The following is a 15,763-nucleotide window of genomic DNA, read 5'->3' as shown; positions in this document are numbered from 1 at the left end:
ATTAGCCCTTGAACGCGCGCAGGCGGGTCAACGAGGATTCCTTGCCCAGGATCACCATGGACTCGAACAGCGGGGGTGAAACCTTGCGCCCGGACAGCGCCGTGCGGACAGGGCCGAACGCGAAGCGCGGCTTGATGCCAAGGCCCTCCACCAGTGCAGACTTCAGCGCGGCCTGAATGGACTCGGCACTCCAGTCTTCAAGGGGCGAAAGGGCTGCCAAGGCAGCATCCAGGACCTCGGTCAGGTTCTCCGGCATGCCCTTGAGGGAATCCTCGGCGACATCGACGGCGTCGTCCTTCTTGAAAAGGAAAGCAATCATCTCAGGAGCCTCGCCCAGCAAGATGATGCGTTCCTGGACCAGAGGGGCAGCCTCGGTGAGGATTTCCTCCTCGCGCGGCGTCAACACATCCCCCACCAGGCCGGCAGCCTGCAGGTACGGGATCAGGCGGTTGCGGAAGTCGGTGGCCTCGAGCATGCGCACGTGGGTGCCGTTGATGGCTTCAGCCTTCTTGATGTCGAAGCGCGCCGGGTTACCCAGAACGTCGTGGATATCAAACTTCTCCACGAGCTGCGCCACGGTGAAAATGTCCTCATCGGCGGAGAGTGACCAGCCCAGCAGAGACAGGTAGTTCAGCAGGCCCTCGGGAATGAAACCGCGGTCACGGTGCAGGAACAGACTGGATTCGGGATCGCGCTTGGAGAGCTTCTTGTTGCCGGCACCCATAACGTAGGGCAGGTGGCCGAACAACGGCATGTACTCGGCAACACCCACCGCATACAGGGCCTCATACAAGGCAACCTGACGGGGAGTGGAAGAGAGCAGATCCTCGCCGCGCAACACGTGAGTGACGCCCATGAGGGCATCATCGACAGGGTTCACCAGCGTGTACAACGGCGCACCGTTGGGGCGGACAATTGCGTAGTCCGGGACTGATCCTGCCTTAAAGGTGATCTCGCCCCGGACCAAATCGTTGAACGTGATATCGCGGTCCGGCATACGCAAGCGCAGCGCCGGTGCACGGCCCTCGGCCTTGAAAACAGCAATCTGCTCTTCGGTGAGGTCACGGTCAAAGTTGTCGTATCCAAGCTTAACGTCCCGGCCGGCAGCCTTGTGACGATCTTCGACCTCTTCGGGTGTGGAATAGGACTCATAAGCGTGCCCGCCGGCAACCAGCTTGGCGATGACGTCCTTGTAGATGTCCCCACGCTGCGACTGGCGGTACGGCTCGTGCGGGCCACCAACCTCAACACCTTCGTCCCAGGTGATGCCGAGCCACTTCAGGGCGTCGAGCAGCTGCAGGTAACTTTCCTCGCTGTCGCGCTTGGCATCGGTGTCCTCGATGCGGAAAATCAACTTGCCGCCGGTGTGGCGGGCGTAGGCCCAGTTGAACAGGGCCGTGCGGATCAACCCAACGTGGGGCGTTCCAGTGGGCGACGGGCAAAACCTTACCCGGACGGGGGTTTCAGCGGTGACAGTGGGGATCGAGGCAACATTAGTCATGATGGAATCCAGTTTAGCTGCCATGGCCACCTCGCCTGAATCGCGGACGACGCCGGATCCCCTCACCTAGGTGCCGTGCCCGGCCACAGTCCGCTTCTGAGTACAAATCTGGACAGAAATCTGGGCACAAAAGTACCCGCAGCAGGGGTTCAAAAATCACCGGGAGTCAGGATTTTTCGAACCACTGCTGCGGGTCGTTTTTGCCCGGCGGTCCGGGAAGTTTTGCCGGCGGGCCTGGCGGTTTTTCAGGCGCGCCGAGCGGTCAGTGGGTGTGGTGTGAGGCCTGCCGCTGGTAGACCGGGGTGTTCAGTCCCTCCATCCGGGCTTTCAATTGGAGGGCCAGGTAGTTGGAGTAGTGCCGGCTCTGGTGCAAGTTGCCGCCGTGGATCCAGAGGTTGTCCACATTGGTGGGCTTCCACATGTTGCGCAGCTCCCCTTCCCAGGGACCGGGGTCACGCTTGGTGTCCGAGCCGTAGCCCCAGCATTTGCCCACCGCATTTGCCACCTCAGGCGAGACAAGGTCCGACAGCCAGCCATTCATGGAACCGTAGCCGGTGGCGTAGACGATCAGGTCCGCCTCAAGCTCGGTCCCGTCATCCATGACAACGGCGTTGCCCGTCAGCTTCTCCACCTGCCCCGTAGCAAGCTTGACCCGCCCATCAATGACGAGTTGAGAGGCACCAACGTCAATGTAGTAGCCGGAGCCGCGCCGTAGGTACTTCACGAACAGGCCAGAGCCGTCCTCACCAAAGTCCAGGTCGAAGCCGGCGGCCGCCAGATCATCGTAGAAGCCCTTATCCCGGATGGCCATTTCGGCATAGATGGGTTTCTGAGCCTCCGGCAGAATGCGGTACGGCAACGAGGCGAAGAGCAGATCGGCTTTTTCCGTGGTGACCCCGTTGGCGAGCGCCTCCTCCGAATAGAGTCCGCCCAATCCCAGATCCATGAGCGATTCGCTGCGGGAAATGTGAGTGGAGGAACGCTGGACCATGGTGACTTCTGCCCCGTGCTCCCACAAATCCGCGCAAATGTCATGGGCAGAGTTATTGGAACCAATGACAACCGCCTTCTTTCCCGTCCAGTCACCACCCCCGGCGTGCTGCGACGAGTGGTACTGCTGTCCCAAGAAGGTTTCCGCGCCCTCGAAGTGGGGAACGTTAGGGTAGCCGGACACACCGAGCGCAAACACGAGCTGCTTGGGGCGCAAGGTGACGGGAACGCCGTCGCGCTTCACCTCAACCACCCACTCTCCGGCGGCCTCGTCATAAGCGGCCTTGACGGCCTCCGTACCAGACCAGTAATTGAGTTCCATGATGGCGGTGTAGTACTCCAACCAGTCACCGACCTTGTCCTTGGAGGCAAACACGGGCCAGTCATCGGGGAACTTGAGGTAGGGCAGGTGGTCATACCAGACCGGGTCGTGCAGGTGCAGGGACTTGTAACGCTTACGCCAGGAATCCCCGGCTCTGGCGTTCTTTTCCACCACGATGGTTGGCACGCCCTGACGGCGAAGGCGTGCGGCCAGCCCAATCCCGCCCTGCCCGCCGCCGATGATGAGGGTGTTGGGCTGCTCGTCGTAGCCCAGCCGGTCCTCGCTTTCTTCCTTGCGTTCGAGCCAGGATTTGCGGCCGCGAGTGATCTCATGATCCACGCCCCTGTCACGGTTCCGGCCCTTCTTCTCCTCAAACCCCTTTAGCTCCTGCATGGTGGTCAGCAGCGTCCAGCACTTTCCGTCCTTCAGGCGCAGGTGCCCGTAGCCATTGGCGGCACCCGTTTCAAAGTTGATCCAGGCTTCCGTATTTTCGGCATCCCCCGTGGCATCCTCTGCGAGCACCCACCCGGTGGGGGCCACATGATCCAGCCGGTCGGTGAGCATGGCCCCGATCTGCTCCCGGCCTTCAAAGGTTTTCAGGTTCCAGGTGAAAGCAACAAAGTCGCGCCAATAACAGTCGTCGGCGAAAAGTGCCGTTGCCGCTGACACGTCCCGGGAGGTCAAGGCCTCATCAAGCGCCTGGAGCCACTCCGTGACAATGCCGGTGGGTGTAGTGCTGCTTGCTTCTTCTGTGGTGCTGGGTGACATGCCGACTCCCTTGTCCGCTGCTCTGCTCCCCACGATGGAGAGCGTAAGCTGTTGTAACGTGACTGATCTCACAAGTAAAGCTCCCGTGGGGTTGCAGGGACGTTGCACGCGTCTGTAACGTCTCCTGAGACGTTGAATGAGAGGCTTGCACGGCACACCGCCGTTCGCGGCACAACAAGATTCACGGCACGGGATGGCCGCCTGAAGGGAAAATGCATGGTCGAGGTGTCTTCCGGCACTGCAGGCACAGGCGCCACCTCGGCGCTTCGCTTCAGCGACCCTGTCATGTATTCGCGCATGCTCCGGCACGCCCATGAGGACGTCATCGGCGGAGCAGAGAGGGCCGAGATTACCACCGACATCCAGGAATCGTGGCGACGCTCCCTCGCCCTGGGCATCAGCCCCGACCAGCACAGTCCCCGCCATGTACGCGAACCCTCAGAAGTCCGCGCTCTGCGCCGGGAACACATCCTCTCCCCCGCAATCCCAGCCCTTACGGAACTACTGGGAGATGATTCCGACGGCGGCAGGCAACTGCTGATCATCACCGACGCCGCCGGTGAGGTGTTGTGGCGTATCGGCGGCCGGAACGCCCTGACCCAGGCTGATTCCTTGGAATTCACCGAGGGTGCCGACTGGTCCGAGTCCGGGATCGGCACCAACGCCATTAGCGAGGTTTTGCGCACCGGTTCTGCCGGACAACTGTTTTCAGCCGAGCATTTGGTGCGCACGCATCACGACTGGGCGTGCACGGCCGCCCCGATTCGACACCCCCTGACAGGAGAACTCCTCGGGTGCTGGATGTATCCGGACCCCTGACAACGCTGACGCCGGATTCTTTGCGCATGGTCCGGTGTGCCGTCCGGGCCGCAGAGGAAATTCTCGGCAGAACAGCGGCCGGTCGCGGCCCCACGGCAGCAGCTGGGGGCGGGCTGGGCACCCAAGGTGACGGGTCCGGCGTCGGCCATGAACCAGTGGGAGCAATAGCTGGCATTGAACTGCTCGGCGAGCGGCCAGCGGTGGTGCACGCGGATGGCCGGCGGGTGCCGCTGACGTTGCGGCGGGCGGAGATTCTGGCGCTGCTGTGTTCCCGCCAGGAGGGATTCAGTGCCGACGAGCTTGCGTACGAGCTCTATGGGGAGACCGGGACGGCAGCTACTGTGCGCATTGAAATGCACCGGCTCCGGACTGTGCTGGGTTCGGCCATCTCCTCCAACCCGTACCAACTAGCTGATCCGGTGCGGGCCCTCGTCGACGCGAACCAGGTGTTGGCGGCACTCCGCTGCGGAAACGCACCCCAGGCACTAGCAAGGTACCGCGCCCCGCTCTTGAGCCGCTCCACCGCGAGAGCCCTTGAGCTGCTGCGGGAGGAACTCAACGCCGCTGTCCGGACGGCACTACTCACAGATTCCTCTAGTGCGGCGCTGTCCCAGTGGCTGGCTTCCGACATGGGTGCCGCGGACACGGAAGCCGTCGCCGCTCTCCAGGCGCTGGTGGGTGCGGTTCCACAGGTCGCCGCCTTCGCTGCCCGCGCTCGTCGACTGGATGACGCCCTGCTCTAGCCGCGCGCTGGCTCTTCTCTTGCATCCCTCTAGCATCGGATTCCTTGACGGCGTCTGCCCACGCCTGCCCATGATTTCCGCGCCCGTCCACACCTGAGCAGTACCGTCAGTTTTCGGCATGAAGAACCCCTTGACGGGAGCATTTCCTCGGGAGTAATCTACAACCAAATGGTTGTAGATCAGCTCAGTGAATCAGAAATGGACCGCGTGTTTCAGGCCTTGGCCGACACCACGCGTAGAGACATTGTGCACAAGGTGACTCTTGCCGAGTATTCGGTTTCCGGGCTAGCCCGCTACTACGCCATGAGTTTCGCAGCGGTCCAAAAGCATGTGGCCGTACTGGAACGGGCTTCCCTCATCACCAAGGAGAAACGCGGAAGGGAGCAGGTGGTGCGCGCCAATCACGACGGCTTGCGCAAGGCACAGCGCCTACTCGATAACTATGAGGCAATCTGGCGGCAGCGCGTCGATCGGATTGCAGACATCCTGGCCGAAGAAGCCCCGGATGAATCACAAGGAAAGGAAGTCCCATGACAGTCACCGACACCACCAAAAGCACAGAGAACCTCACCCTGCGCATCACGTCGGAGTTCGCCGCCGCCGTCGAACGCGTCTGGCAGATCTGGGAGGATCCACGCCAGCTGGAACGCTGGTGGGGTCCGCCCACATGGCCAGCAACGTTCGAACAGTTCGATTTTGAACCAGGCGGGCAGGCCGCCTACTACATGACCGGACCAGACGGATCGAAGGGGCGAGGCTGGTGGAGTTTACTACCATCACGGCCCCGACCCGCCTGGTTTTGGAGGACGGCTTTGCCGACGACAACGGGGATCGCGTAGCAGAGATGGGCGCCGCAACCATGACCGTCACACTAGAAGATCTCGGCGGTCGAACCCGGATGAGCGTGGAAACGACGTTCGCATCCGAGGAGCAAATGGAGAAGATGATCGCCATGGGCATGGAGGAAGGAATGCGCGAGGCCATGGGCCAAATTGACGCCATTTTGGCCGAATGACAGTTCAGGAGAGGGCACCCGGGTTCGTTCCCTCCACTTGATGCAAAATGATCCCGATTCCGCTTTCGGACGCCAGTATTCCGGGCTCCGAAAGCGGAATCGGGATCATTTTTGCGTCAGCAGGGCGCAAGCAAATTTAGGTCACATTTGCATAACGGTTGACTTAATCACCGCCCCCTCATGTAAGTTACTCGTCAGTAGCTTAACGTGTTAGCTGCGTCACACCTAGCCAACAACAGTGAGGAACTGCTTATGTCTCGCAGCACTACAGGCCCGCCATTGCACAGGTCCAACAGAAAACATTACGTAGCCCACGCAATTCTTGGCCTCTTGATCATCGGGCTGATCATGTTCTTCGCCTTGACCACCACCAAAATTGCCAATGGAGCCTCACAGCTGCACGATGGCACCAAACTCACTGCTGCCGGGGCCAACAAGCTCCAAGACGGGGCCACCGACTTGGACGAGGGTGCTGCGGCACTGTCCAAGGGTGCCGCCACCGCCGCAAAAGGTGCCACGGATGCCAGCGCAGGGGCCAATAAACTTTCCGGCGGAGCAACGACGCTCAAGCAAGGAATTGCAGACAAGCTGGCCCCCGGACTAGTCAGCGCCAACGACGGCGCCTCGGCATTGTCCACTGGAGCCGCAAAAACTGCCACCGACGTACGCAACAAGCTGGCCCCCGGCGTCTATGCCGTGGATGACGGCGCCGACCAGCTGACCGCTGGTGGATCCCAACTGAGCACCGGAGCAACGACCATTGCAGACGGTGTCAAGAATCAGCTAGCCCCGGGAGTGTTCGCCGCCAACACCGGTGCCCAGGCATTGTTTGCCGGTTCCAAGGAACTGCAGGCAGGCGCGGCCACCCTGGCCGACGGAGTCAAGACCCAGTTGGCCCCGGGCATTGGTGCCGTGGACAAAGGCGCAGGCGAACTCTCAGCAGGGGCCGCCAAGCTCAATACCGGAGCGACGCAGCTCAGCACGGGTGCGGCCACCGCCGCAACCGGAGCAGCAGCCCTCGGCGCAGGAGCAGCAAAGGTCGACGCCGGTGCCCAGCAGCTAAGCACTGGTGCACAGGGATTGGAAGCCGGGGCAGCGCAGCTCTCGGCTGCACTCACCGCATCGGCCAGCGGGAATGAACCGCAGAATCTGGCCGACGGTGCGAATCAACTGGCCGCCGGTGCAACTCAATTGGCTGGTCACGGATCCGCCAGCGGGGCGCCAGCCGAGGGTCTCGCCGCACTTCAGGAGGGCCTGACCAAGCTTCGCGAAACCGCCGAAACCACACCGGTCATTCCTCTCGGTCTGATTCTGGATCAGCTGAAGCAGCTGGAGGCCGGCGGTATTCAGGCTGCACAGGGCAGTGCCGCTCTGGCTACCGGAGCCCAACAGCTTAAGGGTGGCTTTGGTGTGCTGGATCAAAGATCAACAGCACCGATCCCGCGAGCCCCGGCCTGGTTGCCGGCGCTGCGCAAATGTCAGCTGGTGCCCAGCAGCTCGCCAGCGGCACCTCGCAAATCTCTGCCGGGCTCAACGGCGTCCCCAATGATCCGGCCCAGCCCGGACTTGTCGCGGGCAACCAGCAGATCGCCGACGGTGCGTTGGCACTTTCTAAGGGAAGCAAGCAACTCTCGGATGGCTCCACGGCATTGCATACAGGCACCCAGCAACTGATGGTGGGTGTCAATGGGAAACCGAACGATCCCTCCCAGCCAGGACTACTCAACGGCGTGCAGTCCCTTGCCGCCGGCGCCACCGCATTGTCAACTGGCACAGGCAAGCTTTCCGACGGCACCGGGCAAATCGCGGACGGGCTGAAGGGCACCGCGGAAAAGCCTGGCCTCATCGGGGGCACTGCTGCGCTGGCCAATGGTAGTTCGACGTTGTTCGCCGGCACGCAGAAGCTCTCTGCCGGAACCCAGCAGCTGGTCTATGGCATGGACGGTACTCCCGGAGATCCCGAGAAGCCGGGTCTGCTGTACGCCGCTAACAATCTGGAGTCCGGTTCGCAGAAGCTCGCCGCCGGAACGCAGGCGCTCAGTGAAGGCGTCTCGGGGACCCCGGACATCCCCGGATCCGGCCTGTTAGCCGGCAGCAAGACGCTGGCCGATGGCGCCGAGAAACTCGCCGCTGGCAACGCGGCGTTGGCTGACGGAAACTCCAAGCTCGCCGATGGCTCTGTGAAGCTAGCTGACGGCGCCAGCCTCATGGCTGACGGTGCCGGGAAACTGGCAGCGGGTAACACGCAAGTAGCCGACGGCACCTCGGAGCTGTACTCGGGTGTTTCCGCCGTCACCCCGCAGGAGCTGCCATCAACCCAGTTCCACTGTTGGCAATCCTGGGAGTCATCCTCGTGGCGATCGCCATGACGATCATGTTCCGCCGGCGGGGTGCCCTACGTAAAGAATGATGGGGCACGCTAGTGCGTGAAAAGCCGCTGCTCCTTCCTGCTCCGGATCTCCGGAGCAGGAAGGAGCAGCGGCTTTTCAGCGTCCGGCTCCTGTTCGGGAAGCGTCAGCTGAATAGGGCGTTTTTCGGTTCGTTCTTCTTCACGAACTGCCAACCGAACCAGAGGATGATGGCAAACACCGGGATGGCGCACAGCGTCCACAGGCCCAGCAAGTAGACGCTGCCGTCTGCGGCCGTCATGGTGTCGAAGCCGATGAGGACGGTGATGGCCAGCAGCGCGATCAGGCCAATCCAGCTGGTCCACGGTGAGCCCGGCATGGGCAGCGAGGAGACGTTGCCCTTCTTGCGACGCAGCATGATCTGGCACGCAAAGATCGAGGCCCACGTGAAGATCACACCAATCGAGGCGGTGTTCAGGGCAAGGTCAAACGCGTGCGAGCCACCCAGCCAAATGTTAGCCAGCACACCCACCACGTAGACTCCGGCGATGCTCAGAATGGCGGCATACGGGACATGGTGCGAGGACATCTTGGTCAGCCAGGCCGGGGCGTGGCCGTTGTTGGCCATGGTGCGGAAGATGCGCCCAATCGAATACAGCCCGGAATTACACGAGGATAGCGCGGCGGTGATGACCACAAAGTTCATCACCGAGCCAACCCAATCCAGACCCATCGTGGCGAACACCGTCACGAACGGGCTCTCGCCGGACTTGTACTGATCCGAGGGCATGATCATGGCCAGCAGGGTGACCGAGCCGACGTAAAACACCACAATGCGCAGTACGACGGCGCGAATCGCCTTGGGTACTTCGCGTTCGGGATTCTTCATCTCACCGGCGGTAATGCCGACCAGTTCGATGGCGTTGTAAGCGAAGATCACGGCGTTTAGCACCAGGATCATGACGAGGCCCCCCTTGGGGAACATGCCTCCCTCGGCGCTGAACAAGTTACTGACGGTGGCATGCGATGCACCCACTTGGGTATTCATGATGACCATGGCGGTACCAACCACCAGGAAGATCACAATGGCCCCGACCTTCAAGCAGGACGCCCAGAATTCAAATTCACCGAACGCTTTGACGCTCAGCAAGTTCACGGCCACAAGCAACGCCAATGCACACAGAGCGCTTATTGCCGTCGGTACGCCGGGAAAGAAATATTGGAAGTACAGGCCAATGGCAATCAGCTCAGCCACACCTGTCATGGCCCAGTTGATGAAGTACATCCAACCGGAAAGGTACGCACCTTTTTTGCCGAACAACTCACCGGCGTAGGACACAAAGGACCCCGAGGTTTGCCGGTACATGATGAGTTCACCCAGTGCCCGCATGAGCAGGTACGCGATAACCCCGGCGATGGCGTACGAGAAGATCAGTGCCGGCCCCGTTGAGGCAAGGCGCCCACCAGCACCCATGAAGAGCCCGACGCCGATGGCCCCACCCATGGCGATCATTGTCACGTGCCGCCGGGAAAGCGTCTTTTGGTAACCCTCAGCGGTGATGTCTCCAGCCACGGGTGCCGTGGAAGCTGTGTCCGTAATGTCTTGTGACACGCAAAATCCTTAAGTCGAGGTTCACCCGTGTTCAATAAGCCAAAGATTCGTGGTTTTGTCACAAATATGGCCCTAAAGGGCTACACAAGCGTACTACAACAAAATATGTGCGTGATGCCCCTCACATGCTTTTGGCACACTTTCTGTCTGGGATAGCAGAACATGGGATGGGACTGGGTCAGATTCAGCTAGTTTTGGCGGCATTCATTTCTTCGGACATTCGTCAAGAAAGTGTTAGTGGGACCGGGAGTCCCGAAAAAGCAGCGCCGCTTGCACGCGGTTCTCCAACCCCAGCTTCGCCAGAATCCGCGACATGTGCGTCTTGACGGTCCCTTCGCTCACAAAGAGGTGCTGGGCAATCCCGTCATTACTCATCCCCTGTGCCACGGCGTCCAGCACCTCCGCCTCACGCGCCGTCAGTAGTTCCAGCCGCGCCACAGCAAGCATCGATTTCGCCGCCGTAGCCCGCTCCCGAGTCCGCTCAATAAGCCGCCTCGTCACGGTCGGTGCCAGAATGCCCTCCCCCGCTGCTACCGCTCGAATGGCATGAAATAGCCGGTCCGGGTCCGTGTCCTTGAGCAGAAACCCCGCTGCACCGGCCTCCAGCGCCGCAAAAACGTAGTCGTCAAGATCAAAGGTGGTCAGCACCAGTACCTGCGGCGGCTGGGGCAGGGCGCGCAGTTGCGCTGTGGCGCCGATGCCATCCCCGCCGGGCATCCGCACATCCATGAGGACGACGTCGGACCGTTGCGTTTGCGCACACCTCACCGCAAGAGGGCCGTTGGCGGCCTCGCCCACCACCTCCATATCGGGGCGGGAATTGACCATCGTGACCAGGGCAGCACGGACCAGTTGCTCGTCGTCGGCCACAATGACGCGGATCTTTTCCATCACGGATCCACATCACTGACGTCGGCATGGACCGGCTGCTGGAGCGGAATGACTGCACTCAATTCAAAACCGGACGCTGTTGGGCCATACTCCAAGGCGCCGCCTAGGAGGTGGACTCGTTCTGCCAGCCCGATCAGGCCAAGACCGGCTCCCACTGCAGGTTCGCCAGATCCACCGAGGCCGTTCACGACTGAGACGACAAGTTCTGTGCCGTCTGGATCAGTGCCATCTGGATCCGTGGCACGCAGCTCAAGTGTCACAACCGCTACCCCTCGGGAGCATGACGGGCCACATTGGTAATTCCTTCCTGCACCACCCGGTACGCTGCCCGGCTGGGCGCGTCGGCAATCCCCACAGTCAGCTCGGGGTTGGGCGTGTAGTCGATTTTCAAGCCGGCCAGCCGCCACTCGGCCACGAGGGCGCCAATCTGGTCAATTCCTGCCGGTGCCGTGCGGGTATTCTCAGCTACCGCTATCGCGGTGCCGTCTTCGTGCAAAACACCGAGCACATCGCGGAGCTCACCGAGCGCCGCATGGGCCGTTTCTCGAATGAGCTTCGCGGCGTCGGCGGTTTCTTCATCCGCGGCAGCTACCTGCAGTGCCGCGGCTTGGACAGCCACCAGCGACATCCTATGGGCCAAGGTGTCGTGCATTTCGCGGGCAATCCTATGGCGTTCGGCAAGCTGGGTACGTTCGGTATCGGCAACTCGTTCTGCCTCAGCGTGCTCGGCCCGTTCCCTCAGGGAAACCAAGCGCGCTTCAAGGCTCCTTGCTCGCTGGCCGCGGTAAGCGCCCCAGACAGCAATGGCCGCGAGCAGCAAAACGTATATCAAAGCAACGTCCCAACTCAACGGCTCTATTCCCACGAACGCCTCGGCAGCAACGCACAGGACAATAGCGGCAGCAACCCACCCGTCCAACCTGCGTCTGGCCAGCAGGAAGAGCGCCACGAAGAACGCGAATCCACTGAAGGACAGGGCGCCCAAAACGGCTGCCGCTGTAGCCACGGATTTGGGGAAGCGGTGACGCCAGATCAACGCAACGGCTCCCAACGGGGCCAGGACCGGGGCAATGGCATACCTGATCCACTCAATACCAGCGTCCCCGCTGTCCGGAACGGTGCCGTTTTCCAGCCCAGTTCCGAGAACGATCAGGGACATCAGAAAATCGGCCGCGGCCACAGCAAGGACCAACAGAACCGTGCGCCAAGGGCTCTCGGGGGACAACATTTTTGTTTTCATACGTTGAGCCTATTTTTCAGTGCCATTCCGGCACATCCAACTAAAGTTGTCATCTGCCCAGCCCCAGCGGCAGGCAGCAGGCACCCAAAGCCGAAGTGCCGCCGTCGAACGTTCACGACGGCGGCACATGCAGCATGGGCCCACAGCCGCGAGGGCCCCGGAACCAACTTGCTGGTGTGTTGGGCCCACAGCTCCGAGGGTTCCCTGGCCGAGGTACGAGGTTAGGGAGGAGCTGGGGACTAGCGGCGAACCACCGGGTTGGAGAGGCGGCCAATGCCCTCGATTTCGATGTCGTAGCGGTCGCCTGCCTGCACCAGATCCACGCCGGCAGGGGTGCCGGTCATGATGACGTCGCCCGGGAGCAGCGTGAACGCGTGGGAGACGAGCGAGACGAGCTCGCGGACGCTGCGGACCATCTGGTTGGAGTTGCCGTCCTGGCGGAGTTCGCCGTTGAGCCAGCCCTTGATGTCGACGTCGTCGGGGTCCAGTTCGGTTTCAATCCACGGGCCCAGGGGTGCCGCGGTGTCGAAACCCTTGGCGCGGGCCCACTGGCCATCGCCGGCCTGAACATCGCGGGCGGTCAAGTCATTGCCGCAGGTGTAGCCGAAGATGACCTCGTCCACGCGCTCTTCCGGAACATCCTTGCAGATGCGTCCAATGACCACACACAGCTCGGCTTCGTAGGAAACTTCTTCGGAGAATTCGGGCAGGACGATCGGCTCGTTCGGGCCAATCACGGAGGTGTTGGGCTTGAGGAACAGCAACGGGCTCTCAGGCACCTCGTTGCCGAGCTCGCGGGCGTGATCGGCAAAGTTGCGACCAACGCCGATGACTTTGCTGCGCGGGATGATCGGTGCCACGAGGCGCACATCGATCAGCGGGTGCTTGACGGCGGTTCGTTCGACGCCATTAAAGAAGGGATCGCCCTTGATGACAGTGACAATTTCACTGCCGGGCTCCCCTTCCACAATGCCGTACATGGGGTCATTATCAACAACAAATCGGGCTATACGCATGTGGTTTAGTGTATCGGCAAAGTGCGTGGGTGGTGGCTGGGTCCAGCGCCCACCCACGCCTCGTTGAACTTACTCCCAGAGTCCTCTGTCAGGATCAAACGATGGATTCATTGGAAACAAGCATCATGCCCATCCTGGCCATTGTGGCTGCGATCGTCGCCGCACTCGTGCTGACGTTCCTATTGAGGTTCGCCGCGAACCAGGCTTTCCGCAAAATTGCTGACTTCCAACAACGCTCGAAGCTGGCCAAGGCTCCCGTCTTCGTAGTCCTGCTGTCCTTAGGGCTGCGGATCGCGCTGGGAGCGACAGCCACCGGCTACCCGTGGTTTGAGCCAGTGGACTTTGCCCTCATGGTCGGCTTAATTGCTGCCCTGTGCTGGCTGATGCTGGCAGCTCTTGTGGTGGCAGAACGGCTGGTGCTACGCCACTTCACGAGACGTGTCACCGACAGCAAACGCCGCCGCCGGCTCACCACCCAAATCAGTCTTGGCCGCCGCGTCATCAGCGCACTGGTGATCACACTCGCAGTTGCCGGGCTGCTGCTGACCATTCCCGAGGTCAGGGCGCTGGGTACGGGAATTCTGGCCTCCGCCGGGCTGATCTCAATCGTCGCCGGTCTAGCCGTGCAAAGCTCGCTCTCCAACGTCTTCGCCGGCGTTCAACTAGCCTTTACGGACGCTCTCCGCATTGACGATGTGGTTGTGGTGGAGGGCCTGTGGGGTCGAGTAGAGGAAATCACCATGACCTATGTGGTGGTGCGTGTTTGGGACGAGCGGATGCTCATTCTGCCATCCACCTACTTCACTACTACGCCGTTTGAAAACTGGACGCGGAACAGCCCCAAGATCATGGGTAGCGTGGAGTTCGACGTCGATTGGCAGGCTCCCGTTGCCCAGCTCAGGCAGCATCTGGCGGAGCTCCTTGCCGAAACACCATTGTGGGACGGACGCACCGGAAAGCTCGAAGTAACCGACGCTACCAACGGCGAAATCCGGCTCCGGATCGTCGTCAGCGCCAACGACAGCGGCGATCTCTGGGACTTGCGCTGCCTCATCCGAGAGTCCATGCTCGAGCAAATCCAGAGCCTGCACACCCAATCGATCCCGCGTCAGCGGTGGGAACAGGGCCCAATCAATGACATGGGCGCCACACGAAACCGGCCGACCCCCAGCATCGAGCTGGTGTAGGCACCTGGGTGCACAGCAGAGGCGAGGCTGTGCACCCAGGAGAGGGGTCCGCCGTCGTCCGCTGGCAAAAAAGATGAGCCCGAGTACGCTTTCTGACACCGGAATACCGGTCTCAGAAAGCGTACTCGGGCTCAGATCTAGAGCAGCAGTAGCCGGGAAGACTACGCCAGGCGAGTCAGCCAGCCGTGCAGGTCCTCGACAGCGCCTGTCTGGATGCCCAGCAGCTGCTCGCGGATGGCGGCAGTGACCTCGCCAATGCCCTGAGCCGGCGAGGCAATGGAGCCCTCAGCGGTCTTCAGCTCACCAATCGGGGTGATGACGGCAGCGGTGCCACAGGCGAACACTTCGGTGATGTCACCCGAGGCCACACCGTCACGCCACTCGTCGATGGTGATTTTACGTTCCTGCACGGCCATGCCGCGGTCAACAGCCAGCTGCAGAACGGAGGAACGGGTGATGCCGTGGAGAATGTGGCCATTGAGTTCCGGGGTGACCAGCGTGCCATCCTTGAACACGAAGAACACGTTCATGCCGCCGAGCTCTTCCACAGCGTTGTCATTGAACGGATCCAGGAACAACACCTGCTTGCAGCCGTTGGCCTCAGCTTCCATCTGAGCGATCAGCGATGCGGCGTAGTTACCACCACACTTCGCCTCGCCCGTGCCACCGGCGCCAGCGCGGGCGTAGGTAGTGGTCAGCCAGATTGAAACGGGCTTCAGTTCCCCACCAAAGTAGTTACCAGCCGGTGAGGCAATAACACGGTAGGACACTTCGCGGGCCGGACGCACACCCAAGAACGCCTCCGTGGCGATCATGAACGGACGCAGGTACAACGCCTCCCCATCACCCGACGGAACCCACTGCTGATCCACCGATACCAGCTGGCGCAGTGATTCCAGGAACGTCTCCGGCGGCAGTTCCGGCAGAGCCAGACGGCGGGCCGAGGTGTTCAGGCGGGCGGCATTCGCTTCAGCACGGAACGTCCACACGGAACCGTCGGCGTGCCGGTAGGCCTTCATGCCCTCGAAAATTTCCTGGCCGTAGTGCAGCACAGCGGCGGCCGGATCCATCATGATGGGGCCGTACGGCTCAATACGAGCGTTCTGCCAGCCACCCTCGCCCTGCGCATCAACCTTGAAGTCCACCACGGCAGTGTGATCCGTAAAGTAGTCGCCAAACCCGGGGTTAGCCAAAATGGCCTCACGGTCTGCGCTGCTCTTCGGGTTCTCATTGAGCTGCTGGGAAAAGCTCAGCTCACTGGCGTTCTGGGTCATGCTTCCTCCACAAAGTTGTGACCGCCCTGCCAATGCC

General features: G+C 61.5%; 13 protein-coding genes and 2 pseudogenes. 7 read left to right on the top strand and 8 right to left on the bottom strand.

Annotated features, from left to right (window positions below; all coding sequences use genetic code 11):
* Position 1: 1 nt before the first annotated feature.
* Both gltX and AS189_RS08300 read right to left on the bottom strand, forming a co-directional pair.
* The gene (gene gltX, locus AS189_RS08305; protein WP_062293257.1) at positions 2 to 1,501 is read right to left on the bottom strand and encodes a glutamate--tRNA ligase; all 1,500 of its coding nucleotides are present in this window, start codon (positions 1,499 to 1,501) and stop codon (positions 2 to 4) included.
* A gap of 262 nt (positions 1,502 to 1,763) precedes the next feature.
* Positions 1,764 to 3,581: an NAD(P)/FAD-dependent oxidoreductase gene (locus AS189_RS08300; protein WP_062287415.1), complete on the bottom strand. Its 1,818-nt coding sequence runs from the start codon at positions 3,579 to 3,581 to the stop codon at positions 1,764 to 1,766.
* Positions 3,582 to 3,797: 216 nt separating this feature from the next.
* Between AS189_RS08300 and AS189_RS20665 the strand changes: the two genes are divergently transcribed.
* The 6 genes and pseudogenes from AS189_RS20665 to AS189_RS08275 all read left to right on the top strand — a co-directional run bounded on the left by AS189_RS20665 (position 3,798) and on the right by AS189_RS08275 (position 8,527).
* Positions 3,798 to 4,400, top strand: coding sequence for a hypothetical protein (locus AS189_RS20665; protein WP_237760010.1), 603 nt, complete (start codon positions 3,798 to 3,800; stop codon positions 4,398 to 4,400).
* Positions 4,376 to 5,143: a helix-turn-helix domain-containing protein gene (locus AS189_RS20660; protein ID WP_237760009.1), complete on the top strand. Its 768-nt coding sequence runs from the start codon at positions 4,376 to 4,378 to the stop codon at positions 5,141 to 5,143. Before AS189_RS20665 ends, AS189_RS20660 begins: the two co-directional genes overlap by 25 nt.
* A 168-nt stretch (positions 5,144 to 5,311) precedes the next feature.
* Positions 5,312 to 5,677 (top strand): ArsR/SmtB family transcription factor, encoded by a 366-nt coding sequence (locus AS189_RS08290; protein WP_062287412.1) that lies wholly within the window; start codon positions 5,312 to 5,314, stop codon positions 5,675 to 5,677.
* Positions 5,674 to 6,158: pseudogene (locus tag AS189_RS08285) on the top strand (SRPBCC family protein). The gene AS189_RS08290 and the pseudogene AS189_RS08285 overlap by 4 nt, the downstream one beginning before the upstream one ends.
* Before the next feature lie 252 nt (positions 6,159 to 6,410).
* A pseudogene (locus AS189_RS21220) lies at positions 6,411 to 7,112 on the top strand (hypothetical protein); the annotation flags it as partial.
* A gap of 695 nt (positions 7,113 to 7,807) precedes the next feature.
* A complete protein-coding gene (locus AS189_RS08275; RefSeq protein ID WP_237760008.1) occupies positions 7,808 to 8,527 on the top strand; it encodes a hypothetical protein in 720 nt (239 codons plus the stop codon).
* Between the two features lie 145 nt (positions 8,528 to 8,672).
* Here the strand turns inward: AS189_RS08275 and AS189_RS08270 are convergent, their stop codons facing one another.
* From AS189_RS08270 to AS189_RS08250, 5 genes are all read right to left on the bottom strand, one after another.
* Positions 8,673 to 10,118, bottom strand: coding sequence for an amino acid permease (locus AS189_RS08270; protein ID WP_062287402.1), 1,446 nt, complete (start codon positions 10,116 to 10,118; stop codon positions 8,673 to 8,675).
* Positions 10,119 to 10,352: 234 nt separating this feature from the next.
* Positions 10,353 to 11,009, bottom strand: a complete 657-nt coding sequence (locus AS189_RS08265; RefSeq protein ID WP_062287400.1) for a response regulator — start codon at positions 11,007 to 11,009, stop codon at positions 10,353 to 10,355.
* Positions 11,009 to 11,269, bottom strand: a complete 261-nt coding sequence (locus AS189_RS08260; RefSeq protein ID WP_062287398.1) for a hypothetical protein — start codon at positions 11,267 to 11,269, stop codon at positions 11,009 to 11,011. Before AS189_RS08260 ends, AS189_RS08265 begins: the two co-directional genes overlap by 1 nt.
* Before the next feature lie 5 nt (positions 11,270 to 11,274).
* The gene (locus tag AS189_RS08255) at positions 11,275 to 12,249 is read right to left on the bottom strand and encodes a histidine kinase (RefSeq protein ID WP_082634163.1); all 975 of its coding nucleotides are present in this window, start codon (positions 12,247 to 12,249) and stop codon (positions 11,275 to 11,277) included.
* Positions 12,250 to 12,488: 239 nt separating this feature from the next.
* Positions 12,489 to 13,265 carry a fumarylacetoacetate hydrolase family protein gene (locus AS189_RS08250; RefSeq protein WP_062293254.1) on the bottom strand — a complete coding sequence of 259 codons (777 nt, stop codon included), beginning with the start codon at positions 13,263 to 13,265 and terminating at the stop codon, positions 12,489 to 12,491.
* A gap of 101 nt (positions 13,266 to 13,366) precedes the next feature.
* Here AS189_RS08250 and AS189_RS08245 point away from each other — a divergent pair, with 101 nt between their 5' ends.
* Positions 13,367 to 14,452, top strand: a complete 1,086-nt coding sequence (locus tag AS189_RS08245) for a mechanosensitive ion channel family protein (RefSeq protein ID WP_062287392.1) — start codon at positions 13,367 to 13,369, stop codon at positions 14,450 to 14,452.
* A gap of 161 nt (positions 14,453 to 14,613) precedes the next feature.
* Here AS189_RS08245 and AS189_RS08240 read toward each other — a convergent pair whose 3' ends face one another.
* Positions 14,614 to 15,726 carry a branched-chain amino acid aminotransferase gene (locus AS189_RS08240; protein WP_062287389.1) on the bottom strand — a complete coding sequence of 371 codons (1,113 nt, stop codon included), beginning with the start codon at positions 15,724 to 15,726 and terminating at the stop codon, positions 14,614 to 14,616.
* Between the last annotated feature and the right edge of the window lie 37 nt (positions 15,727 to 15,763).

Origin of the sequence: Arthrobacter alpinus, from assembly GCF_001445575.1 — a bacterium.
Taxonomy (GTDB): Bacteria; Actinomycetota; Actinomycetes; order Actinomycetales; family Micrococcaceae; genus Specibacter; species Specibacter alpinus_C.
This window is presented reverse-complemented; position numbering and strand designations above follow the sequence as displayed.

Excerpts from the sequence above, each read along its gene's own strand:
- AS189_RS20665 (WP_237760010.1), top strand. The coding sequence starts at position 3,798 with ATGGTCGAGGTGTCTTCCGGCACTGCAGGCACAGGCGCCACCTCGGCG.
- AS189_RS08265 (WP_062287400.1), bottom strand. The coding sequence starts at position 11,009 with ATGGAAAAGATCCGCGTCATTGTGGCCGACGACGAGCAACTGGTCCGT.
- AS189_RS08240 (WP_062287389.1), bottom strand. The coding sequence starts at position 15,726 with ATGACCCAGAACGCCAGTGAGCTGAGCTTTTCCCAGCAGCTCAATGAG.
- AS189_RS08245 (WP_062287392.1), top strand. The coding sequence starts at position 13,367 with ATGGATTCATTGGAAACAAGCATCATGCCCATCCTGGCCATTGTGGCT.
- AS189_RS08255 (WP_082634163.1), bottom strand. The coding sequence starts at position 12,249 with ATGAAAACAAAAATGTTGTCCCCCGAGAGCCCTTGGCGCACGGTTCTG.
- AS189_RS08290 (WP_062287412.1), top strand. The coding sequence starts at position 5,312 with ATGGTTGTAGATCAGCTCAGTGAATCAGAAATGGACCGCGTGTTTCAG.
- AS189_RS08250 (WP_062293254.1), bottom strand. The coding sequence starts at position 13,265 with ATGCGTATAGCCCGATTTGTTGTTGATAATGACCCCATGTACGGCATT.
- AS189_RS08300 (WP_062287415.1), bottom strand. The coding sequence starts at position 3,581 with ATGTCACCCAGCACCACAGAAGAAGCAAGCAGCACTACACCCACCGGC.
- gltX (WP_062293257.1), bottom strand. The coding sequence starts at position 1,501 with ATGACTAATGTTGCCTCGATCCCCACTGTCACCGCTGAAACCCCCGTC.